Raw genomic sequence first — 22,982 nt, 5'->3', positions numbered from 1 at the left:
TCGTAGCCGACGTGTGTATGCCGCCCGCCTCCCGTTTTACGGGGTGGGACGCGGGCGGCACGGGGGAGCGGCGGTTCGTTACGGGCGCCAGGTGGCGAGTACGCCCTCGTACAGCTCGGTGTCCGTCAGCTCGCGGGGGGTGGGGCCCGCGTGGAAGAAGGACGTGTTTCCGGTCTTCAGCTTGCGGAGGTAGTCGAACGCCTTGTTGTCGTGCTCACCGAAGGCGACGAACGAGAAGAAGACCTTCGGGTGGGTCTTCGCGGCGTTCGTCAGGGCCTGGGTGGCGGGGGTCTTGGCGTCCGGGGCGCCGTCCGTCTGGAAGACGACCAGGACGTTGTCCTCGGGGGTGTGGTGCTTGTCGTGGTGGGCCAGTACGGCTTCCACGGCTGCGTGGTAGCTGGTGCGGCCCATGCGGCCCAGGGTCGCGTGGGTGTCGTCGATCTTGGTGGCGTGGTCCTCGGTGAGGGTGAGGTCCGTCGTGCCGTCGACCTCGGTGGAGAAGAAGACGACGTGGACGGCCGGGTCCTTGTCCAGGTGGGCCGCCAGGGCGAGGGTCTGGTCGGCGAGGGCCTGGGCCGAGCCGTCCTTGTAGTACGGGCGCATGCTCGCGGAGCGGTCCAGTACGAGGTAGAGCTTCGCTGTCTGGCCGGTGAGGTTGGTGTTGGCGAGGGTTGCTGCTGCGGCGGTGTGGGCGGTGGCGAGGGTGGTTGCGGCGAGGGTGGGGGCGGCGAGCGCCTCGGCCTCGGCTGCGCCCTCGGCCTCGCCAGTGTTCCCACCCGCACCACCCGTGCGGGATGCGTTGTCGGCTGCGGGTGCCGCCGGCGGGGGTGCGGGAGCGTCGGCGGCCTCGGGGGTGGGGGCGGTGCCGGGCCCGGCGTCGGGGACGGCCTTCGCCTCCGGCTCGGCGGGAGCTTCCGGCTCGGCCTCGGCCTCCGTTTCGGCCTTCGCCTCCGGCTCGGCGGGAGCTTCCGGCTTGGCCTCGGCCTCCGTTCCTGCCTTCGCCTCTGGCTCGGCGGGAGCCGTTGCTTCGGGCTTGGCCTTCGCCTTCGGCGCGGGGGTGGGCTCCGGCTTGGCGTCGGCTTCCGGGGTGGGGGTGGGCTCCGGGTCGGCCTTCGCAACGGGCTCGGCAGGAGCTTTTGCCTCGGGCGCGGGGATGGCCTCCGACTTGGCGTCGGCGTCCGCCTCGGGCGCGGGGGCGGCCTCCGGCTTGGCGTTGGCATTCCCATCGGGCGCGGGGGTGGCGTCCGACTTGGCGTCAGCGTCCGCCTCGGGCGCGCGGATGGTTTCCGGCTTGGCGTCCGCCTCGGCCGTTGCCTTCGGCTCGCGGATGGCTTCCGGCTTGGCGTCGGCTTCCGGGGTGGGGGTGGGCTCCGGGTCGGCCTTCGCGTCGGGCGCGGCGGGAGCCTTTGCCTCGGGGGCGGGGGTGGCCTCCGAGTTCGCGTCGGCGCCCGCCTCGGGCTCGCGGGAGGTTTCCGGCTTGGCGTCCGTCTCGGGCTTAAGGGTGGCCTCCGGCTTGGCCTTCGCAACGGGCTCGGCAGGAGCCTTCGCCTCGGGGGCGGGGGTGGGCTCCGGCTTGGCGTTGGCGTCCGCCTCGGGCTCGCGGAGGGCGTCCGGCTTGGTGTCCGCCTTGGTCTGCGGGTTCTGGGCCGGGGTGGGGGTGGCGTTCTGCTTGGCGTTCGCCGTGTCGGCGGGCGGTTCTGTGGACTGCTCGGGGATGGCGGGCTGGTCGTGCTCCGCCTCGGCCTCCGGGAGGGGCTCGGTGCGCTGCTGGGGGACCACGACCTCCGGGTCCGCGTCGAGGATGGCCGGCTCCATCAGCAGGGGCTCGATCTCCGGGGCCGCGGCCGACGGGTCCGGCTCTGTCGCCTTCTCCTCCGGAGCGGCGTCCTTCTCGGCCCTCGCCGTGTCCGGCTCCTGTGCTGCGGCGTCCGCCACAGGGGTCTCCCCCGTGGCCTGCGGCGCCTCGGGCTGCGGGGTGGCCGTCTCTTCCGCCTCAGCCGTGGCCGGGGCCTCCGGCGCAGCGGCGGCTTCCACCGACGAGTCCAGCGGGTCCGGTGCGAGCGTGTCCTCCGCCGTGGCGGGGGCTTCCGGGGCGGGCTCGGGCTCGGCCTCTGGCGTTGCCGGCTCCGGCGCAGTCGCGGACTTCGCTTCGGCCGGCTCCGGCGGCTCCGTCGGGGCCGCGGTCTCCGTCTGTGGTGCGGCCTCGGCTTCCCTCTTCGGGGATTCCGGGTCCTCCCGCGTCGCTCCCTGTGAAGGGACCCTCGGGGTGTCGAACGCCTCTGTCACCAGGTCGTGTTCCTGGCGCGGGGGCGGAAGGTGCTCTGCACTCTCCGCCTCGGCGGGACGCTCTTTGCGTCCTCGGCCGAACGCGTTCCGCAGGAGAGTGAGAATGCCCATGTGCGCACCCCTTCGCGTGAGTTGTCGCCGTAGATCCCTGGCCAGGACGGCCACGTTAGGTTAGCGGCCCGTCAGTGCGGTGTGGCGATGGCTCTCGCGGCCGCCACTTCTTGTCGTACCGGTTCCAGCACGCTGCCCGCCGGGCCGGTCAGGTGGGTGGGCAAGGCGGTGAGGATCTCGGCCTCCCGGACCCCCTCCGCCAATTCATCGAGTTGGCGCACCACTTGATCGACCTCGGCGGAGGACGGGGGCGGTGCGCCGTGGTGGACGCGGACGCGGGCCGCGGTCGTCGCGTCGACGATCCGTTCCACGGCGACCACCAGTGGCCACCATGCCGCGGCGCGCCGTCCGGTAGGTGGCGGTTCGGTGAGCGCGCGCTGGAATTCCGTCCGGATGGTGGAGAGGTCGCGGTACAGGCGGCGTCGCATCCGGGCCCGGCGGGCGGGGTCGGTGTCGGCGCCGAACGCCGTCTCGACGTACACCGCCGTGTCCTCGACCGCGTCCGCCAGCCGGTCGCCGACGCGGGTGTGCCAGCTCTCCGGCCAGAGGAGGTACCCCGCGACCAGGGCGATCACGCAGCCCATCAGGGAGTCCAGCAGCCGGGGCAGCAGCAGGCCGGTGCCCTGGTGGTTGAGGATGTCGGAGAGCAGGAGGATCACCGGCGTGATCGCGGCGGTCTGGAAGCCGTAGCCGCGCGGGGTGAGCGCCGGGACGAGCGGGGCGAGCAGCACCATCACCGGCACGTCCCACCAGCCGATCGGCACCTCGGCCAGCACCGCCGCCGCGACCGCCAGGCCCACCACCGTGCCCAGCGCGCGCAGCAGCGCGCGGGAGAAGACCGAGCCGAAGTCGGGCTTCAGGACGAAGGTGATGGTCAGCGCGACCCAGTACGAGCGCGGGACCGGGACGAGGGAGACGAGGGCCTGCGCGATGCCGATGCAGACGGCGAGGCGGAGCCCGTAGCGCCAGGAGCCCGCGGAGAGCACCGCGTCGCGGGCGGCGCGGGCGGCGCGTACGTGCAGGGCGACGGTGCGTTCGTCGATGCCGCGCGGGTCGACCGAGGGGGAGGTGACCACCTCGGCGGTGTGCTTCAGGGCGTGGTCGACGGCGCGTTCGGTCTCGGTGAGGGCGAGGGGGAGCCTCGGCAGGCGCAGGCCGGACGTGTCGCCGGTCTCTACCGCGTCGGCCAGTTCCCGTACCGCGCGGGGGACTTCTGGGGGCAGCGGGCGGCCGGTGAGGCGGACGGCGGGGGCGGCCTCGACGACCGGGGTGATGGCGTTCAACTGGGCCAGCAGCCTGGTGAGTTCCTCGCTGCGGCCGTGGTGCCGGGCGCGGTGGCCGAGGATCAGGTCGTACGACTGGTTCAGGGCGCGGGTGACGTCGAAACGGGCGCCGATGTAGCGGTCGTCGTCGCAGGCGTCGTCCAGCAGGTCGGCGACCCGGCGGTAGGCGTTCGCCACCGACGCCCGTTCCGGCACCCCGGCCCGCAGCGGCCAGGCCAGCAGGGCGAGGACCAGTACCAGTAGCCCGCCGCCGGTCATCAGCAGCGGCGCCAGCCACCAGGGGTGGGGCATCGGGAGCCCGGCGCCGACCACGCAGTTGAGCAGGAGCAGCAGTCCCGACACGGAGGCCACCGCGCCGATGGTCGAAATCATCCCGGAGACCAGCGCGACCCCGGTGACCACGGCGACGGCGTACCACCCCTGCCCGAAGACGAGTTGCCCGAGGATGACGCCGACGGCGCCGGTGAGCTGGGGTACGGCGATGGTGATGACCCGCATCCGGTACGCGTCGGCGGTGTCCCCGATGACCCCGTTCAGCGCGCCCATCGACGCGAGCGCCCCGAGCGCCGGCTGCCCGGCCGCGAACCCGATCGCCAACGGCAGCGCCATCGCCACGGCGGCCCGCGCGACAGCGGCCCAGTTCACCGGCGCCGGCTGCGGCCGAAGGTTCCGGACCAGCCAGTCGGGCGGGGTGAGGCCGATGGGGAACTCTCGGGACATGCGCCCATTATGTCCACTGTGCCCACCGGGCCCTTCAACCGGCCCGCCCGGCAGAACGGTTGACCGTCCTCCCGCATGGGCGTGGCGGTCGAGCCACTCGGGGCAGGGGGAGGGCGCGGTGGAGCGGCGGCCGACCGGCCCGCGCTCTCCGGCCCGCCCGCGCGGGAGACTCAGCCGCTTCGCCCTGTCCCTCTCCGGCGGCAGCCCGAGTGCGCCGGCGGGACGAGCCCAGGCGAGGGAGCGCGCCGCGGGACGGCCCCGGGGCAGGGTCGGCCGGCCCCGTCGAAAGGCCGCCTACACCCGTGCCCGCGTCCGCGTGGGCGACCCCGTGGACTTCCCGCCTCCCGCCTCCCTCCGACGCGCCGACCGCCGCCGGGTCAGCCACGCCGTCAGGGCCACCGCGAGGCCCAGGAACAGCAGGAGCCAGGAGACGGTGCGGAGGCCGGAGGTGAGGGTGTCGTAGACGGCGGCGGCCACCGGGTGGGGGACGTCGGCGGGGAGGTCGGAGAGGGTGAGGGCGCGGCCCGCGGTGAGGGCGAGGCCGAGGAGGGCGCCGCCCAGGGCGGTGCCGAGGGCGGTGGCGACGACCGCGCGGCGGCGGCGTACGGCCAGGGCGATCCCGGCCGCGGCGAACAGGACGGCTGCCACCGGCAGCCACAGACCGGCGACTTCGAGCATGTGGAATCCCTTGCGGTACCGGGTCAGCTCCCCCGCCGGGAGCACCGGGACCTCGGTGTGGCGCACCGGGATGCGGGCGGCGAGCGGTATGTGGTTCTCGGCGAGCTGGGCCTTGACCTCGGCGGTCACCGGGGCCAGGTCGACGGTGACCGCCTGCGGGGCGCCGCCCGCCGGGGCGTCCTCGCGCAGCGCGCGCAGCACCGCGTCGTGGGTGACCCGGTTGCCGGTGTCCCAGGCGAGGCGGAAGGCGCGGGTACGGGTGAAGGAGCGCACCGCGTCCCGGACGAAGGGGCCGACCGAGCCGTGTACCGGTGTCATGTCGGCGTGCTGGTCGACCTCGCGGAGGATGCCGTCGCCGACCGTGTCCGCGATGGCGTCCCGCACGGCCGGGTCGGCGGCGAGCGGGGCCATCGTGGTGACGTACCGGCCCGTGTCGGTGAGCGTGTACGCCGCCCAGGCCGCCGGTGCGCCGAAGGGCACGAGCAGGCAGGCCAGGGCGATCAGGGCGGCCGACAGGGCACTCCTCAGTCGGGGGTGCACGCCTTACAGGCAAGTCCCGCCGGGCCCGGGGCGCGAGCGGTGGGGGTGCGTTCGGGGGACGGACCCGCTCGGCCGGGTGCTCTCAGCTCACCCGGCGCCCCGCCGCGTCCTCGCGGGTGTAGAAGCGGTAGAAGAACACGACGAACGTCACCGCCGCCACGATCAGCGGTATCCCCACCGAGCGCACCAGCGAGGCGCCCGCCTGGTTGTAGAGGAACCCGAAGGACGCGCCGATGAACACCGCCCACAGCAGCGCGTGCAGCTCGCGCCGCAGCCGGGGCCCGACGGTGAGCACGGCGTAGAGCACGACCGCGAAGACCAGCGCGGTGAGGAACCCGAAGAGCAGGTTCCAGCCGGTGATCGGCCCGCCGGAGCGCCGGTTGGCGGCCGCCCAGTAGCCGTAGACCAGCGCCAGCAGCACCGGTACCGCGACCCTGGCCATCCGGTGGGTCCGGCTGTCGAAGATGTCGGGGGGCGGGGCGATCGCCTTCGGGGCGTCCTTGCGGCCGCCTCGGATCGGCGTGCCGGGCGCGGGTACCGCGTGAGCCATGAGAGTGCTCCTCTCTCGCCGCGTCGGGCCGCGACGTGACGGCCCGCCTTCCAGCGCACACCTGCGGCGACGGCCCGGCAACTCGGCCGGGCGGGTGACGGGGCGCGGATGCGGCGGGAACCGGGGCGTGTTCCCCTGGGATCTCCGAGGACGACGGCCCGCCGCGACCTTCGCGCGGTCTGCGGGACGGAGATGGGGCGCGTGACCGAGATGGAGTACCGCCGCGGGCGCGAGCGGCGGCGGATCTTCGGCCGGGGCACCGCCTGGCTGGTGCCGCTGGCGCTGCTCGCGGGCATCGTGGTGGTGGACTTCCAGACCGGTGAGCGGTTCCGGATGGTCTCCTGGATCGTCCTGGTGCCGAGCATCGCCGCCGCGCTGTGCGGGATGGGCACGACCATCGTGTTCGCCCTGCTGTCGCTCGTCACCTACCTCGCCGTGGACACCGCCTTCCCCGAGCGGTACCGGGCGGGCCCCGCGGACTTCATTCTGGTCGCGCTCGGCGGCGTCCTCGCCGTGATCGCCTCCGCCGTGCGCATGCGCCGGGAGCGCCAGGGCCTGCACATGCGGGACATCGCGGAGACCACCCGCCGTACGGTGCTGCGCCCGCTGCCGCCGAACTGGGCCGGTCTGGAGCATGCGGGCGTGTACCTGGCCGCCGACGTGGACGCGCGCGTCGGCGGCGACTTCTACGACATCCAGCCCGGCCCCCACGGCACCCGGGTGCTCCTCGGGGACGTGCAGGGCAAGGGGCTCGGCGCGGTGGAGACGGCCGCCGCGCTGCTGGGCACCTTCCGCGAGGCGGCGTACCACGAGCCGGATCTGGCGACCGTCGCCGACCGGCTGGAGGTGCGGATGTGCCGCCACCGCGGACACACCGCCGCGCTCGGCCGGTACGACGGCGACCGGTTCGCCACCGCCCTGCTCCTGGGCTTCCCCACGGACGCGCGGGACGCCGTCGAGGTGATCAACTTCGGGCACGAGCCGCCGCTCGCCGTGGGCCCGCGCGGAGTGCGCCCGCTGCCGGGCGGACAGTGGCTGCCGATCGGCTTCGGGGACCTCACCGGAGACGCGGCGGCCGGTACCGAGCCGGGGCCGGCCGCCTGCCGGGAGCGGCTGGACCAGGACGAGACGCTGCTGATGGTGACGGACGGCGTGACCGAGGCCCGCGGCCCCGCCGACGTGTTCTACCCGCTGCTCGACGACGTGGCCCGCGCGGTGGCCGCCGATCCCGGCCGGGCAGCGCCCCGGCGGCTGGTGCGCCTGGTCCGCGAGGGCGTACTGCGGCACACCCGCGGCCGGCTCGGCGACGACACCACCGTCTTCGCCGTCCGCAGGCTCCCCGAGCCGCAGTCCGAGCCCTGCCCCGCGTCCACGACCGGGCGACCTTCGCCGTCCTGAGCCGCGCCCGCCCGCGTCCAGCGGTTACGGTGCTGGCTGACCGGTGCACCCGGCCGGCCGAACACAGGGGGAGGCGCCATGCCCGGAACCGTGCTGCTGCTCGCGGCCGCGCCGCTGGGCCGCGGCCGCCTGGTGGACGCGGCGGCCGTGCTGCCCGCCCTGGGCGCCGTCGCCCCGTCCGTACTGGCGGGCACCGACACCGCGCACGTGGTCGAACTCGCCGACCCGCTCGATCCGCAGGGCGTGCTGACCCGGCTGCGCGCGGCCGCCGCCGCGTCCGGCCCGCTGACGGTGTACGTCACCGGGCAACTGCTGCTGGACCGGCGCCAGCGCCTGCCCCATCTCGCGCTGGCCCGCACCACCCCGGCCACCGCCCGCTACACCGCGCTGCCCTGGCACTGGCTGGGGGACGAGCTGCGGCTCCGCCCGGCCGGGACCACGCACCTGCTGCTCGACCTGCACGCGGACGCCGAGACCTGGGCCGGCCTGGCGGAACGCCCGCTGGACTGCGGCCGTACGGCCGTCGTGCACGGCCGGATCGCGCCGCCGCCAGGATGGCGCCGGATCGCGGAGCCGACGTACATGCGGGCGGTGGCGGCGCTGCTGCGCGGCGGGCACCGGCCGCCGGTCGCCGAGCTGCACCGCCGGGCGCTGGACCGGATCGCGGCCGAGCTGCCGCACAACCTGGTGCTCACCGCCCCCGACGAGGAGGGCGACCCGCACGCCGCGCTGAGCGCCGCCGTCCGGGCCGGGCGCCATGCCGAGGCCGACCGGCTGGCCGCCCGCCACCAGGACGCGGCGGTACGGCGGCACGGGCCCGCCTCCGAGGACGCCCTGCACTGGGCGGAGGTCCGGGCCGACCTGGCGATGTTCGCGGGCGACCCGGTGCGCAGTTGCCGCGCCTGGCTCGGCGTGGCCGGCTTCCGCCTCGCCTCCGGTCACGCCCCCGACGCCCCCGCCGTGGAGTCCGCGGTGGACCGCGCCCACCACCAGTGGGGCCGCATCGAGGACGCCGAGAGGGTCCGCGAACTGGGCCACAAGCTGGCGGAGTTGCGGGCCCGCGTACCGGGACGCCGGGAGGGTGCCCTGGACGACGTACGGGAGCGGCTGGAGCAACTGCAGGACGGCTGACCGCACTTACCGGTACGCGCGGTCCGTGCCGGTCACCAGGTGAAGCCCTCTTGGACCTTCATGCAGGCGTCCGTGCTGTCGCCGTTCAGGACAGCCGCCGACTCGGGTACCTCGCGTTCGGCCGGTTCCGGGAAGCGGTCGCCGGAGGGCCAGTCGGCGCCGACGACGAGGGTGATGTCCTGGGCGTCGTCCACCGAACGGACGCGGGCCGAGGGGATGTTCAGCTCCTTGGCCACCGCGAGGGCGTCGCCCCTGAGGGTGGTGCCGGAGTAGAGGACGGAGGTGCCGGGCTCGGTGGCGGGCGTCTTCTCCTCGATGGTGTGGGTGAAGCCGTGGTCGCGGAGGATGCCGGCGACCGCCCCGGCGCGTTCGGGCGCGGGGGACTCCAGGCCCGCGCCGGTGCCGTTCTCGACCCGGACCGTGATCTCGGCGGCGGGCGCGGCCGGGTCGGTGGCCTTCGGGCCGGGGTCCTTGGTGCCGCGGCCGTCCAGCGGGACGTCGTCGCGGACCATGGAGACGAGCTTGTCGGCGTCGTCGGCGGCGGGCACCAGGCGGTTGCGGTCCTGCGACCAGGGGGTGGTCGGCAGGGTGGTCATGGTGATCCGCTCGGTGGGCACCTTCTGCAGCTCCATCGAGAGGTCGTACAGCTTCTTGACCGTGCCGAGGCCCTCGTCGACCGTGAGCGCGCTGGTCGCGGCCTCCGCGAGCCGCCGCATCTCGGCCGGGTTGCCGAGGGTGGCGTTCGCGCGGAGCTGGCGGACCATCGAGTTCATGTACATGTGCTGGGCGTGGGTGCGGCCGACGTCGGTGCCGTCCTCGAAGCCGTAGCGGGTGCGGAGCCACTGGAGGGCCTGCTTGCCCTTGACCGGGTGGGTGCCCGCCTTCAGCTTGAGGCCGGAGCCGTGGCCGTTCGCGGTGTGTGACCAGACGTTCTGCTCGACGCAGACCGGGACGCCCCCGATGGCGTCGGCCATGGCGACCACGCCGGAGAAGTCGACCATCATGAAGTGGTCCACGGGGATGCCGGTGAGCCGCGTCCAGGTGGCGACCGTGCAGCCGGGGCCGCCCCGGCCCAGCGACTCGTTGGCCATCGCCAGGCTCAGCTCCGGGTACACCTTCTTGGTGACGGGGTCGGTGCAGCGGGGGATCGGGACCATGGTGTCGCGGGGGAGGCTGATCACCGACATGTCGTTCCGGTCCGCCGAGACGTGCAGCAGCATCTGCACGTCCGCCAGCGGGGGGCGGCCCACGTCGCCCTTGGAGCCGCCTAGTTCGAGGTCGTCGGCGGTGTTCCGGCTGTCCGAGCCGATCAGCAGGATGTTCAGCGGGGTGCGGCCCGCCGCGTCCGGGGTGGAGGAGGGGTTCGGGCTGTCGCCGAGGTTGAGCGGGGCCTTGGCGAGGTTGCCGTTGAGGTGCCGGTAGTAGAGGTAGCCGGCGGCGGCGGTGCCGAGCAGGAGCAGGGACAGGGCGAGGGCGGTCCAGCGCAGGACGCGCCTTGCCCGCCTTCTCGGCGGCTTCACGCTCTCGCCGGTGGTCTCCGGTGCCCCGGTGTCCTCCGTGCGCAGGCTGCCAGCCGTCATCCCCCGTGCCCTTCCGCCCTGGCCCCCCGACCCCGGCCACCGAAAAGAATCCCCGTTCAGCGGCCGGGCGGTGCGCTGTGCGCGAAGGGCCTGGCCGGATCGAGGCTCACCCTAATGGCGGGGTCCGCTGTCAACTGTTGACGGTGAGATATTCCACTCCCGTACAACCGGTCTTTCGGTGGGGTTCGGGGTGATTCGCGGCGCGGAACGGGGTGGGTTTTACTCGGAGTTGGGCGGAGAACCCTCTTGCGCGACGGGGTTGTCGGGGGTTGTCAGGGCTGGGCGTGCCGGGCGACGGGCTGCGGTACGGCGTCCGCCGCGCGGGCCGGGCAGGCGTGGCCGGCGATCACCAGGGTGGCCACCGCCACCACGGCCGCCGCGACCCCTCTGGCGAACGGTCCGGCGTCCGCCGGGCGGAGCCGGGGGCGGCCGGGTGCATGGGGGCGTGCGGCGGGGGTGCGTCCTGGCACGGCTACCTCGCAACATCAGCGACGGGTCAAGCGGACTTGAGCCGCCGTTTAACCTAGGGCTGCGGGACCCCAACGACAAGGGGACCCAGGGGAGTTGGGGAGGGGCGGGCATGCCGGAGCGGGACGGTCCGGAGGTGGTCGGACGGCGTGTGCAACGGCTGCGCGCCGAACGCGGTATGACCCAGCGACAGTTGGCCGAGCCCGCCTACACCCCCGCCTACATCTCCACCCTGGAGGCGGGCCGGGTACGCGCCTCCGACGACGCCCTCCGGCACATCGCGGACCGCCTCGGCGTCACCTACGACGAGCTGGCATCCGGCCGCCCCGCCGGCCTCGCCACCGCCCTGCGCCTCCGGCTCACCGAGGCCGAGCGGGTCCTCGCGGACGGCCGCGCCGAGGAGGCCGGGGAGCGGTACGCGGGCCTGCTGGCCGAGGCGGAGGAACACGGCCTCCTCCCCGAACAGGCCGCCGCTCTCCTGGGACTTGGCGAGTGCGGGCTGGAGACCGGTGAACTCCCCTCCGCGCGCGATCACTTCGAGCAGGCGGAGGCGCTGCTGTCCGGCGAGAGCCTCCCGGCACGGGTGCCCGCGATCCGGGGCCGGGCCGTGGCGCACTACCTGGCGGGTGAACTCCGCTACGCGGTCTACCTGTTGGAGACCGCCCTCGACGAACTCAACCGGGGCGGCCTGCACGACCCGGATGCCCTGCTCCACCTCTACACCGCCGTCATCGGCCCGTACATGGACATGGGCGCCCACGCCCGCGCCGCCCAGGCCGCCGAGTTCGCCCTCGCGCTCGCCCCGCGCGCCGCCGACCCCGTGCTGATCGCCCGGATGCACCGCTCGGTCGCCCGTACGCTGCTCGCCGAGGGCCGGCACGCCGAGGCGGACGCCTCCCTCGCCAAGGCGGCCGGGCTCTACCGCCAACTCCGGCTGCGCACCGAGCTGGCCAACTGCCACTGGATGCGCGGCTACGTGCACGCCCAGGCGGGCGAACTGGAGCGCGCCGAGACCGAGTTGCGCCAGGCGCTGGAGATGCTGGCCGAGACCCGCGCCGCGCTGTACCGCAGCCAGGCCGCGGTCGAGCTGGCCGACGTCCTGCACCGCCGGGGCAGACCCACCGAGGCCGCCGCCCTCCTCGACGGTGTCCTCGGCGACTTCTCCTCCGAACGCGGCGCCGTCCACGCCGCCGCAGCCCACCGCCTCCTCGGCATCATCGCCGAGGACGCGGACGAGACGGACTTCGCCGAAGAGCACTACGTACGCGCCCTGAGCCTCCTGGAGCGGGCCGGTGCCGCGGGCGACCTGGCCGACCTCTGCCGCCTCCTCGGCGACCTCCTGCGCCGCACGGGCCGCACGGAAGCGGCCCTGGACGCCTACCGGACGGGCCTGGGGCACCGGACCACACCGGGCACGACCACGCTGGGCCCTGCCCCGGCGGGGCCGCCGTTCTGACGGTCAGGCGCCCTCGGCCCGTCCGGCCCGGCGAGCGCGTCGCGGATGCCGGTGTGCGGCCGGTTCGGCCTGGGCGGTGTCGGCCTCGGCAGCCGCGTGCGCGGGCCGGCGCGCGACAGCCGCCGTCGCCGTCCGGACCGGCGCCTCCGCCACCCGACGGGTCACCGCCGTGTCGTCGGCCGCCAGCGGCAAGCCCGCCTGTGCCGCCGGGGCGCCGGCATGGGGGGGCGAGACCCCGCCCCGCCCGCGCTCACCCGTCTCGGACATGGGCCGGGCGCTCTCACGGCGGCCCTCAGACCTGCGCCCGCCCCTGCCGCCGGATGTCCGCCAGTCGCAGCGCGCCGATCTGGACCGCCGCCTGGGTCGCGTCGTTGGGGACGTCGCCCTGGCCGCCGTTGGTGAGGGCGAAGGCGTCCTCGCCCACCCGGGCGGCGGCGAGTTCGAGGGTGAGGTGCTGTTCGTCGGCGTCGGGGTTCTCGGGGTCGGTGGCGGTGAGGGTGAGGCGGAGGCCCTGGCGTCTGTCGCCCACCTCGGGGAGGGGGAGGTTGGAGACCTGGACGTCCTCGGTCCAGCCGGTCTGGGTGGTGGCGGTGAAGCGGGCGCACTTGGCCGGCATCTCACCGAGCCACTTCAGGTCGGCGTCCACGTCGGAGGGGCGGCGGGCGCCGATCTGGTAGCGGAGCTGGGCGGCGGAGCCGGGGTCGTCCAGGGCGACGGCGACGCGGGCGGGGGCGCCGAGCACCTGGTCGGAGTAGAGCGCGTCCAGCAGCCGCTGGCACTCGGCCACCTCCGACCTGGCCTTCAGCAGGCCGTCCCGCCAGGTGGCGATGGACTGGGCCGCGGCCCACGGGGAGCCGAGGTCGGACTCGGTGACCAGCGCCGCCTGCGCCTGCGCGTCGGTGAGCGCGGTGCCCCCGCCGGACGGCGCCTTGGAGGTGGCCGCGGGCTTCTCGACCGTCGGCAGGGAGTACGTGGCGGTCGGCGGATGCTCCAGACCGAGGGTCGCGCAGCCGCTCAGCGCGAGCAGGGAGCCGAGCGGCAGGAGGACACGGGCGCCGCGGGTACGTATGCCTCCGGTCATCGGGTGTGCCTCCTGATCGTTCCGGCCGCTGCCTGCTCCTACGGCACCACCGGCGATCACGGCCCACCAGCGCTCCGGTCCGTTCGGGTGAGGGCACGAGGACCGGGCGCCGGGCGCTCGTCTAGGGTCGAGGCGTCCGTACGCAGCGACGCCCGGCAGGAGGCCGCCGTGCAGCCCGTGGTGCCCGTGATCATCGACTGCGACACCGGCGTCGACGACGCCCTGGCCCTGCTCCTCGCCGTCCGCCACCCCGGACTCGACCTGCGTGCGGTGACCTGCGTGGCCGGGAACACCGACGTGGACGGCGTGGTCCGCAACACCCTCACCGTGCTGGAGCGGGCCGGTGCCCCCGACATCCCGGTGGCCAGGGGCGCCGAGCGCCCGCTGCTGGAGCCCGCCCGCTCCGCCCGCCACGTCCACGGCAGCGACGGCATGGGCGACCTCGGCCTGCCCGCCCCCACCCGCGCCCCGGCCGCCGTGGACGCCGTCACCCTGCTGCACCGGGAGATCCTCGCCTCCCCGCGCCCGGTGACCCTGATCCCCACCGCGCCCCTGACCAACATCGCCCTGCTGCTGCGCACCCACCCCGAGGTGACGCGCAACATCGAGCGCGTCGTCTTCATGGGCGGCGCGGTCGGCGTCGGCAACGCCACCCCGGTCGCGGAGTTCAACGTCTGGCACGACCCCGAGGCCGCCGCGATCCTGCTCGGCGCGGACGTGCCGATCACGATGTACGGGCTGGACGTGTTCACCCGTGTCGTGGTGCCCGGCACCGAGGTGCGCCGCCTGCGCGCCTCCACCGAGCCCGGCGCGAAACTCGCCGGTGACCTGCTGTCCCACCGCCCCAGCGCCCCCGGCACCACCCCGGACGACGAGGAGGCGGGCGGGCTCGGCGACGCGGGCGCGGTCTGCGCGGTCGCCGACCCGGCCGGGCTCACCACCCGCCCGCTCCCGGTCGAGGTCAGCCTCGCCCCCGGCCCCGCACGCGGCCAGACCGTCGTGGACCGCCGTCCCCGTCCCGGCGAGGCCGAGATCCACGAGGGCGTCCGCGCGCGTCCCCTGGTGGACGTGGCGCTGGACGTGGACGTGGCCCGGTACGTGGATCTGTACCTGAAGACGGTGGAGCGGCCCTGACCCGGGTTTCCCCCGCCGGGCGACATGGACAGCCTTCTGTCGACACCCCCTAGGTGAACCGAACGGAGCCCGCATGGCGGACTTCTCGTCCCAGAGCCCCGACTGGTGGCGGCAGGCCGTCATCTACCAGGTCTATCCCCGCAGCTTCGCGGACGCCGACGGCGACGGCCTGGGCGACCTCGCGGGCGTCACCGCCCGTCTGGACCACCTGGCCACGCTCGGCGTCGACGCCCTGTGGCTCAGCCCCTTCTACCCCTCCGAACTGGCCGACGGCGGCTACGACGTCGCCGACCACCGGGGCGTCGACCCCCGCCTCGGCACCCTGGACGACTTCGACGCCCTGGTCGCTGAGGCCCACCGGCTGGGCCTGAAGGTCATCGTGGACCTCGTCCCCAACCACACCTCGCACCGCCACCCCTGGTTCCAGGAGGCCCTGCTCTCCGCGCCCGGCTCGGCGGCCCGCGCCCGGTACGTCTTCCGCCCCGGCAGGGGCACGTACGGCGAACTCCCGCCCACCGACTGGCAGTCGGTGTTCGGCGGCAGCGCCTGGCAGCGCATCCCGGACGGTGACTGGTACCTCCACCTGTTCGCCCCCGAGCAGCCCGACCTCGACTGGTCGCACCCCGAGGTCCGCGAGGACTTCCGCACCACCCTGCGCTTCTGGTCCGACCGGGGCGTGGACGGCTTCCGCGTGGACGTCGCCCACGGCCTGGCCAAGGACCTCACCGAACCCCTGCGGGACGTCGGCGGGATCGGCGCCACCGGCGAGGAGGCCCTGCCCCTGATCGCGCCCGGCAGCCACCCCTACTGGGACCGGGACGAGGTCCACGAGATCTACCGCGACTGGCGCACCCTGCTGGACACCTACGACCCGCCCCGCACAGCCGTCGCCGAAGCGTGGGTCCCCGACACCCGCCGCGCCCTGTACGCCCGCCCGGACGAACTCGGCCAGGCGTTCAACTTCGAGTACCTGGAGACCGGTTGGGACGCGGACCGGCTGCGCCGCGCCATCACCGCCTCCCTCGCGGAGGCGCACACCGCCGGCGCCTCGGCCACCTGGGTGCTCTCCAACCACGACGTGGTCCGGCACGCCTCCCGCCTCATCCTGCCGCCCGGCACCGACCTGGACGCCTGGCTGCGCTCGGGCGGCACCGACCCCGACGCCGACCCCGAGGCCGGGCTGCGCCGGGCCCGCGCGGCGACCCTGCTGATGCTGGCGCTGCCCGGCTCCGCCTACCTCTACCAGGGCGAGGAGCTGGGCCTGCCCGAGGTCGCCGACCTGCCCCCCGAGGCCCTGCGCGACCCGGTCTGGGAACAGTCGGGGCACACCCGTAAGGGCCGGGACGGCAGCCGCGTACCCCTGCCGTGGACGGTCACCGGACCCTCGTACGGCTTCGGGCCCGGCCCGGCCTGGCTGCCGCAGCCGGAGTCGTTCGCCCGGTACGCCGTGGAGGCGCAGGCCGGCGCCGAGGGCTCCACGCTGGAGCTGTACCGCACCGCGCTCCGGCTGCGCCGCAAGCTGCTCCAGGGCGAGGAACTCACCTGGACGCCCGGCGCACCGCCCGGCGTCCTGGACTTCACCCGCACACCCGGCTGGCGCTGCCTGACCAACCTCACCACCGAGCCGGTGGCCCGCCCGGCGGGCGAACTCCTGCTGTCCAGCACCGCGTTGACCGAGCCGGACGTACTCCCGCCGGACACCACCGTGTGGCTGGGCTAGCCGATCGTCGGGGTGGGGTTCGGCTGGGCCGGGGCCGGGTCCTCGCGGGTGCTGTTCGAGCCCGGTTCGCCGGGGATGGCCAGCGGGGTCGAGGTGGCGTTCGGCGGCGGGGTGAGCACGACCTGCGGCTGACCGGGGTCCGGCGCGGGTGGGGTGAGGTTGTCCGAGGGCAGCTTGGGCGGAGTGGTCTGCTGGAAGATGGTCTGGTCGAAGTCGACCAGGCCGGTCTTCTCCATCACCGTCATGTGGTCGAGCACGGTGTCGTTGGCCTGGTCGGCCAGCGAGCGGATCAGCGAGTTCTTGGTGGTGGACCGGATCTTCGCGATGGCGTTGAAGATCGAACCGTGCGTCATCCGCAGGATGTTGGCGAAGTCGGTGTCGAACGCCTTGCCGGTCTCCCCCTTGAGCTGGGTCACGAACCCCTCCTGCTGGGGGCTCGCCACGTTGGGGATCGTGATGTTCAGCATCGGCGCGATCTTGCGGCAGGAGGCGTCCAGCGCCGCGTGCCCGTCGATCAGGTGCTTGCTCGCGATCTTGACCCCTTCGGAGGAGCCCTTCTGGAGCCCGATCTGCCCGAGCGGGTACTCCCACAGGCCGGCCGCGCGCACCTTCACCACGAAGTCCCGGTCCTGCTCGGTGAGCGGACCCCACTGGGTGTTGGCGACGATGCGCGTCTGTGAGCTGGAGACGGTGTCCAGCCCGAGCATGCCCGGGTAGGCCAGCGCCGCGAGGGTCAGTGCCATGGCACCGCCCACGAAGAGAGTTCCCGTCGCGTTCCGCGAAAAGCGCACCGTTCCTCCTGCCCGGTCGTGGTTCCGCCGACAGGCGGTTCAGACACACAGCAGTACGGAAGCGGAGCCGATTCGTCTCGGTGTTCGCCGTAAAGATTCCGCGCCGGTTTCACGGTGCTGTGCGGCGGGGCGTCCTTGGCCCGTCAACAACCAGTGTATGAGCGGACGTTGGCCAAAGGTTGACCTCTCTGCGGGCGAAGTGTCCCAGGTCACGGCCCTAGATTTCGCCGCATGCCCCCACAGTCACCGCCCAGAACGCGTGCCGCCCTGCCCGTCCTCCCGTACCGCAAGCCCACCGAGGGCCGCGACTACTGGGTGCTGGACGACGCCCTGCCCGACGCCGGCGCGGTGCGCGAGCGGTGTCTCGCCAAGGAGGACTGGGCCAAGGGGTACCCGTACACCTCCGAGACCTGGCCCGGACTGCGGGCGATGCCCGGTCTCGAACCCGGTGAACTGGCCCGTGTGGAACGGCTGGTGAGGAAGGCGACCGGCGCGAAGGAGCTGTGGGTGCAGCGGGCGCCCGGCGGCGGCACCCTCAACCACAACTGTGTCCAGGTCGTCGGCGAGGGCGAGAGCGAGCCCCGCCCGCACACCGACTCGCGCGCGCTGTGCCGGTACGCGGCCGTGCTCTACCTCAACCCGGCCGTGCCGAAGTCCTGCGGCACCAGCTTCTACCGCCAGTCCCTCCCCGGCGGCCGGCTCGGCGGCAATGTCGTCCAGGCCCCGCACAACAACCTCATCGACGCCCTCGGCACCCGCTTCGTCACCCCGGACGCCTTCGAGGAGGACGTCCGCGTCCCGCACCGCGCCAACCGTCTGCTGCTCTACAACGCCAACCTGGTGCACAGCGCGACCGCCTACACCGGCCGCACGCTGGAGGAGAAGCGCATGACGGCGGTCTTCTTCTGGATGGCCTGAGAAGGCCCGGACCGCACCGGGGCGTCACCCGTACGGCCTAGTACCCGTGGTCGCCGGGCCGCGCGCGCCGGATCGTCGTACCTACGACCCCGACCGGGGTTCACGGGGGACGAGACGTCGGAGGTAACGGCCATGACCCAGCAGACGCAGTCGGCGCGCGCCCCACACAGCGGGCTGGCCGAGGGAGGCGCGGTCTTCGCGGGTGTGCTGATGCTGGTGAACGGCATCCTCCACATCTTCCAGGGCATCTCGGCGATCGCGGCGGACGATGTGTACGCGCGGATCAACGCCTACGTCTACAAGATCAACCTGACCGGCTGGGGCTGGATTCTGCTGGTGGCGGGCGTGATCGTGGTGGCGACCGGTGCTGGTGTGCTCATGGGCGCGGCCTGGGCGCGGGTGGTCGGCATCGTGCTGACCTCGCTGGGGCTGATCCTCCAGTTCCTGTTCCTGCCGTACGCGCCCATCTGGTCGCTGATCCTGATCGCGATCGACTTCTTCATCATCTGGGCGCTGGCGACCTGGACCCCGGAGCGCCGCACGGCGGTCTGACCGCCGCGTCCCCTACGGGCCGGTGCCGCGACGCTCTCCCGCGCGGCACCGGCCTCCGCGTGGGGCGGGAAGGTTTTTGGTGCCGGGCCGGGGCGGACGCGCGGGCGTTGTGGTCCGTACGGTGACGGCGGCTCAGACGGCGAGACTCGCCGGGGCCTGACGACCCGTAGGACACCTCCCCGAAGGGGCGCCCCGGCAAGAACCCTTAGGCCGGACGGGTTTCCCGCCCTGCGGGCCGGGGCGGGGTGGGTGAATATGAGGATGTTTGCCCTACCCCTCCTCTGCTAGGGGGCCTCAATGGCTGCTGTCGATATTCCCCCGCTCATCAAACCGTCCCGGCTCCGGCACCGGGGCGGTCTGGCGGGCGAACTCATGGCGGAGTTCATCGGGACCTTCGTCCTGATCTCGTTCGGCTGTGGTGTGGTCGCCATGGCGGTCGCCGCGCTGCCGGGCTCCGGCCGCGCCGCCACCACCACGACGATCTTCCTGGCCGCCGGTGACTGGCTGCTGGTCGCCTGGGGCTGGGCGCTGGCCGTGACCTTCGGTGTGTACGTGGCCGGCGGCGTCAGCGGCGCCCACCTCAACCCGGCGGTCACCCTCGCCATGGCCGTGCGCCGCGGCTTCCCCTGGCTGAAGGTGCTGCCGTTCTGGTTCGCGCAGGTCGCGGGCGCGTTCGCGGGGGCGGCGCTGGTGTACCTCGTCTACCACAACGCGATCGACACCTTCGACGCCGCGGTGAAGGGGCCCAAGACGGACGGCCACACCCTGGCCTCGTTCTCCATCTTCGCCACCTTCCCGGCGCCCTACTTCCACGGGGGCATCTGGGGTCCGCTGATCGACCAGATCGTGGGCGCGGGCTTTCTGGTGATGTTCGTGGTCGCCCTCCTGGACCTGCGCAACCAGGCGGTGAAGGCGAATCTGGCCCCGCTGATGGTGGGCTTCGCGGTCGCCGCGATCGGCATGTCCTTCGGCGCCAACGCGGGCTACGCCATCAACCCCGCCCGTGACTTCGGCCCCCGGCTCTTCACCTGGGTGGCGGGCTGGGGGAGCCTCGCCTTCCCGGGCAGCGTGCCGGGCCAGTTCAGCGGCTACTGGTGGATTCCCATCGTCGGCCCGCTGATCGGCGGCCTGCTCGGCATCTTCCTCTACGACCTCTTCGTCGGCGACGTCCTCTACCTCCGCAGCCACCTCGGCGAACTCCCCGAGCCCGGCCGGACCCGCCCGGTCCGCACGATCGACCGGGAGGACGAGACCGGCCAGGGCGGCGACAAGCGGAAGGGACCGGACGAGGACGACGAGTATTAGGTTCTCCCGGCAGGCTGGACTTGTGGGCGGCTCGGATTCCGGGCCGCCCACCGGTATGTGCACCTGTGTACGAGGGTTCAGTGCGGCGTGTGATCCCTGGTCCGCGTCCGCACCCGAGGTCGCGGGCGGCCGTTGGACTCTGCGTGAAGGCGGCGCGGTGCAGGAACGATTTGGCTGCCCTCTCTGAGCGTGCGGCCACGGGGTGCCGCACCGCCGCGAGCTACGGAGCGCAGAAAAGTGTGGGCATACGCCGAGGACGCCGAGTGGGCGTCCGCAGCGGGGCGTTGTGGACCGGGCGGCCTGATCGGCCGGAGCGAGGAGACGGCTTCCCTCCGGGAGGAGCTGGCCCGGAACCGGCTGGTGACGGTGACGGGGGCCGCGGGGGTGGGGAAGAGCGCGCTGGCCGCTGTCGCGGTGGGGGGCGCGGGTGATGGGCCTCCCGGTGAGGGTGGGCGCTCGGAGTGCGAGGGCGCCCTGGCCGAGGGCGGGCCGGAGATGTCCGGGGGGCCGGCCTGCGGAGGCGCCGGGTGCGGTTGCCCGGCTTGCCTGGCTGAGGGGTGTGGTCGGCCGGGCGGCTCGGGCACGGCTTCGCCGCCCGCCGGCGGTTCGGCGGGCGGGCCCCCCTGGGCGCGAGTGATCTACGTGCGGTGCCCCGGTGGTGGCGGGCCCGTCGCCGTGGGGGCGCTTGCCGCTCGGGTGGCTGAGGCGGTGCTGGGGTCGCGGACGGCGGGTGCGGGTGCGGGTGGGCGGCGGACGGTCGGCGCGGGGGCCGTACCGGACGCGCGCGGTGCCCGTGCCAAGGCCCGGCCCGCCCTCGCCGACCTGGTCGCGGCGCTGCGGGGCACGGCCGGGCGGCGGCCCGTACTGCTGTTGCTCGACGACGCCGACGCGGTGCGCACCGAGTGCGCGGGGCTGGTGCAACGGCTGCTGATGGACGTCCCCGGTGTGCGGGTACTGGTGACCTGCCGCCAGGCGCTCGGGCTCGGTGAGGAACGGGTGCTGCGGCTGGCCCCGCTGACCCTGGAGGCGGCGGTGGAACTGTTCCTCGCGCGGGCCCGCGCCGCCGCCCCCGGCTTCCGCGCGGAGGGTGCCGAGTCGGCGGCCGTGGCCCGGATCTGCCGGCTGCTGGAGGGCGTACCCCTCGCCGTGGAGCTGGCGGCCGGCCAACTGGACGCCGAGCCCTCCGCCTGGGCGCTGGCCGACCGGCTGGAGCAGGGCCAGTGCTGGCTGGCCGCACCCGGCCCGGCCCTGCACAGGCACCGCTCACTGCGGTCGGCCGTCGGCGCGGCGTATCTGCTGTGCGAGCGGCCGGAGCGCGCGGTGTGGAGCCGGAGCAGCGTCTTCCAGGGGGCGTTCACCGAGCCGACGGCGGCGTATCTGTGCGCGGGCGCGGGCGTCGCCCCGCACCAGGTCCCCACCTGCCTGGCCCGACTGGCCGCCGCCGGAGTGCTGGAGACCCTGGACGAACCGGGTGGCCTGCGCCCGCCCCGCTACCGCATGACCCGCGCCGCCCGCGACTTCGGCACCGAACGCCTCAACGCGGCCGGTGAGTTCGCGGTCGCCGTGGAACGGCACGTACTGCACCACCGCCGCCTCGCGGAGGTCGCCGAGCACCTGTGGCACGCGGGCGACCAGCGCCAGGCGGCCCGCCTCGTACGGGACAACGCGGCCGATCTGACGGCACTGGTGGAGTACGCCTCCCGCCCCGACGCGCCGGCCGCGCAGGTGACGGCGGCGCTGGCCACGGTGGCCGACCTGTGGTTCTGGTGGACGGTGTACGACCACGGCGAGGAGGGCCGCGCCCACCTGGCCCGCCTGCTGCCCCGCGCGACCGCCGACGACCACCTCACCGCCCGCGCCCGCTGGCTCGCCGCCTGGCTGCACGCCCCCGGCGACCCGGCCACCGCCCGCGCCCTGCTGGGCCAGGTCTGGCCGACGGCGGTGCTCGCGGGTGACGACGCGCTGATCGGCTGGGTCGCCCACGTCCAGGGCGTGGTGGCGTGGGAACGCGGGGACGCCCGTACCGCCGCCGAGTGCTTCCGGCAGGCCGCGGACACCGTCCCGGCGTTCGCCCCCGGCGGCCCGGCCCCCGCCGTCAGCCTGGCGGCGCTGGCCGTGGCCCAGGCCCGCACCTCACCGGGCGCGGCGGGGCGCAGCGCGCGCCGGGCGCTGGCCTCCCCCGGCGTACGCGACGACGCCTGGGCGACGGCACTCGCCCGATACGCCCGCGCCTACACCGACCACCACCAGGGCCACACCGCCCGCGCCTGGCACCGCGCGCACCGCACCCTGGCCACGCTGGACACCCGCGTCCCGCTGCCCGGCACCCCGGACTCCCCCGACCTCCCGTCCGTACGCGCCTGTCTGCACCGCCTGCTCGCCGACATCGAGTCGCCCCGCGCCCCGCGAGCCACCGTGCCGGCACCTCGGACGGACACGCCGATGCCGAGCAGAACGTCCAGCCGTAGGTGAGGCGCATTCGGGTTGTTTCACGTGAAACACGGAGGTGACCGGGTCAGTCCTTGAGGGCGGTGGGCCGCCAGCGCCACCCCGCCGTGTGCAGGGCCTCCGCCCGCTGGACGGCGATCTGGACGCGGAGCCGGGCCTCGGCGCGGTCCCGGAAGGCTTCGGACGCCGTGTGCTGGGTGGGGTGCTTGCGATAGAGCGTGCCGGGCTCCGACTGCATCCAGCCGGGGCTGACCGCCTCGCAGCTCAACAGCAGCGCGCCGTCCTCGAACGCGGGCAGCGCGGGCCACCCGCCCAGCAGCCGGACCAGCTCGGTGTGGACGGTCTGCGTGGTCCCGACCACCGGCATCGCCCCCGTCGCGGCCCCGTCCAGCAGGGCCCGCGCGGGCAGCGGGCCGGGCGCGGGGTCGTAGGGACCGGGTACGAGACGCCCGTCGGGATGCAGGTCGAGACAGGGGGCGACGGTCCACCCGTATCCGGGCCGGGAAGCCAGCACCTCGATGTCGCGGGCGAGGGCGTCGGCATCGGGCAGCAGATCATCGGCGTCGACACACCGCAGCAGCGCCCCGCTGACCCGAGCCAGCCCGAGCGTGCGAGCCCGCGCCGCCCCACCGCGCCGCCCGGCCCCGGTGGAGATCCACGCCTCCTCCGGCAACACCCCCGCGGGCCGCCCCGTCTCCCCGTCCTCCTGCACCACCCACTGAAGCCCCCACCCCCGAGGCAGCCGCTGCGCGCACAGTGACTCGTACAACTCCCGCAGATAGCCGTGCCCGCCGTCGTGAACGGGCGTCAGGACACTGAGCGTAGGCATACA

At 74.4% G+C, this 22,982-nt stretch carries 19 protein-coding genes; 9 read left to right on the top strand and 10 right to left on the bottom strand.

The features are described 5' to 3' along the window. Positions 1–78 precede the first annotated feature (78 nt). From ACZ3HQ_RS10550 to ACZ3HQ_RS10535, 4 genes are all read right to left on the bottom strand, one after another. Positions 79–2,034, bottom strand: coding sequence for a VWA domain-containing protein (locus tag ACZ3HQ_RS10550; protein ID WP_467509377.1), 1,956 nt, complete (start codon positions 2,032–2,034; stop codon positions 79–81). A gap of 434 nt (positions 2,035–2,468) precedes the next feature. Beyond that, complete coding sequence (locus ACZ3HQ_RS10545) at positions 2,469–4,400, bottom strand: FUSC family protein (protein WP_467509375.1); 1,932 nt, start codon at positions 4,398–4,400, stop codon at positions 2,469–2,471. A 294-nt stretch (positions 4,401–4,694) separates the two neighbouring features. Continuing rightward, a complete protein-coding gene (locus ACZ3HQ_RS10540) occupies positions 4,695–5,618 on the bottom strand; it encodes a hypothetical protein (protein ID WP_467509373.1) in 924 nt (307 codons plus the stop codon). Positions 5,619–5,700: 82 nt separating this feature from the next. After that, entirely contained in the window at positions 5,701–6,168 is a 468-nt protein-coding gene (locus ACZ3HQ_RS10535) for a hypothetical protein (RefSeq protein ID WP_467509371.1), read from the bottom strand. 192 nt (positions 6,169–6,360) lie between these two features. Between ACZ3HQ_RS10535 and ACZ3HQ_RS10530 the strand changes: the two genes are divergently transcribed. Both ACZ3HQ_RS10530 and ACZ3HQ_RS10525 read left to right on the top strand, forming a co-directional pair. Continuing rightward, entirely contained in the window at positions 6,361–7,566 is a 1,206-nt protein-coding gene (locus ACZ3HQ_RS10530; RefSeq protein ID WP_467509369.1) for a PP2C family protein-serine/threonine phosphatase, read from the top strand. Positions 7,567–7,644: 78 nt separating this feature from the next. Next, a complete protein-coding gene (locus tag ACZ3HQ_RS10525) occupies positions 7,645–8,697 on the top strand; it encodes a hypothetical protein (RefSeq protein ID WP_467509367.1) in 1,053 nt (350 codons plus the stop codon). A gap of 32 nt (positions 8,698–8,729) precedes the next feature. Here ACZ3HQ_RS10525 and ACZ3HQ_RS10520 read toward each other — a convergent pair whose 3' ends face one another. Beyond that, a complete protein-coding gene (locus ACZ3HQ_RS10520) occupies positions 8,730–10,277 on the bottom strand; it encodes an LCP family protein (protein ID WP_467509365.1) in 1,548 nt (515 codons plus the stop codon). A gap of 272 nt (positions 10,278–10,549) precedes the next feature. After that, complete coding sequence (locus ACZ3HQ_RS10515) at positions 10,550–10,747, bottom strand: hypothetical protein (protein WP_467509363.1); 198 nt, start codon at positions 10,745–10,747, stop codon at positions 10,550–10,552. A 110-nt stretch (positions 10,748–10,857) separates the two neighbouring features. Between ACZ3HQ_RS10515 and ACZ3HQ_RS10510 the strand changes: the two genes are divergently transcribed. Further along, on the top strand, positions 10,858–12,201 hold the full coding sequence (locus ACZ3HQ_RS10510; protein ID WP_467509361.1) for a helix-turn-helix domain-containing protein: 1,344 nt from the start codon (positions 10,858–10,860) through the stop codon (positions 12,199–12,201). A 3-nt stretch (positions 12,202–12,204) separates the two neighbouring features. Here the strand turns inward: ACZ3HQ_RS10510 and ACZ3HQ_RS10505 are convergent, their stop codons facing one another. Beyond that, positions 12,205–12,468, bottom strand: a complete 264-nt coding sequence (locus tag ACZ3HQ_RS10505) for a hypothetical protein (RefSeq protein WP_467509359.1) — start codon at positions 12,466–12,468, stop codon at positions 12,205–12,207. Positions 12,469–12,493: 25 nt separating this feature from the next. Continuing rightward, positions 12,494–13,282: a hypothetical protein gene (locus ACZ3HQ_RS10500; RefSeq protein WP_467509357.1), complete on the bottom strand. Its 789-nt coding sequence runs from the start codon at positions 13,280–13,282 to the stop codon at positions 12,494–12,496. Between the two features lie 168 nt (positions 13,283–13,450). Between ACZ3HQ_RS10500 and ACZ3HQ_RS10495 the strand changes: the two genes are divergently transcribed. After that, the gene (locus ACZ3HQ_RS10495; protein ID WP_467509355.1) at positions 13,451–14,416 is read left to right on the top strand and encodes a nucleoside hydrolase; all 966 of its coding nucleotides are present in this window, start codon (positions 13,451–13,453) and stop codon (positions 14,414–14,416) included. Between the two features lie 73 nt (positions 14,417–14,489). Continuing rightward, complete coding sequence (locus ACZ3HQ_RS10490; RefSeq protein WP_467509353.1) at positions 14,490–16,136, top strand: glycoside hydrolase family 13 protein; 1,647 nt, start codon at positions 14,490–14,492, stop codon at positions 16,134–16,136. Here the strand turns inward: ACZ3HQ_RS10490 and ACZ3HQ_RS10485 are convergent. Then, the gene (locus ACZ3HQ_RS10485) at positions 16,133–16,879 is read right to left on the bottom strand and encodes a DUF4142 domain-containing protein (RefSeq protein ID WP_467509351.1); all 747 of its coding nucleotides are present in this window, start codon (positions 16,877–16,879) and stop codon (positions 16,133–16,135) included. The genes ACZ3HQ_RS10490 and ACZ3HQ_RS10485 overlap by 4 nt on opposite strands. Before the next feature lie 279 nt (positions 16,880–17,158). Here ACZ3HQ_RS10485 and ACZ3HQ_RS10480 point away from each other — a divergent pair, with 279 nt between their 5' ends. The 4 genes from ACZ3HQ_RS10480 (at position 17,159) to ACZ3HQ_RS10465 (ending at position 22,174) form a co-directional block, all read left to right on the top strand. Further along, positions 17,159–17,845, top strand: coding sequence for a DUF6445 family protein (locus tag ACZ3HQ_RS10480; RefSeq protein ID WP_467509349.1), 687 nt, complete (start codon positions 17,159–17,161; stop codon positions 17,843–17,845). Between the two features lie 132 nt (positions 17,846–17,977). Further along, positions 17,978–18,397, top strand: coding sequence for a DUF7144 family membrane protein (locus tag ACZ3HQ_RS10475; protein ID WP_467509347.1), 420 nt, complete (start codon positions 17,978–17,980; stop codon positions 18,395–18,397). Between the two features lie 297 nt (positions 18,398–18,694). Further along, the gene (locus ACZ3HQ_RS10470) at positions 18,695–19,702 is read left to right on the top strand and encodes an MIP/aquaporin family protein (protein WP_467509345.1); all 1,008 of its coding nucleotides are present in this window, start codon (positions 18,695–18,697) and stop codon (positions 19,700–19,702) included. 696 nt (positions 19,703–20,398) lie between these two features. Further along, positions 20,399–22,174 (top strand): ATP-binding protein, encoded by a 1,776-nt coding sequence (locus ACZ3HQ_RS10465; protein WP_467509343.1) that lies wholly within the window; start codon positions 20,399–20,401, stop codon positions 22,172–22,174. 43 nt (positions 22,175–22,217) lie between these two features. Here ACZ3HQ_RS10465 and ACZ3HQ_RS10460 read toward each other — a convergent pair whose 3' ends face one another. Further along, positions 22,218–22,979 carry a GltA gene (locus tag ACZ3HQ_RS10460; RefSeq protein ID WP_467509341.1) on the bottom strand — a complete coding sequence of 254 codons (762 nt, stop codon included), beginning with the start codon at positions 22,977–22,979 and terminating at the stop codon, positions 22,218–22,220. Positions 22,980–22,982: the final 3 nt, after the last annotated feature.

This window comes from Streptomyces sp. NPDC018263 (genome assembly GCF_055562575.1).
Note: the sequence above shows the minus strand (reverse complement) of the source record. Positions and strands in the feature narration are given on the sequence as shown.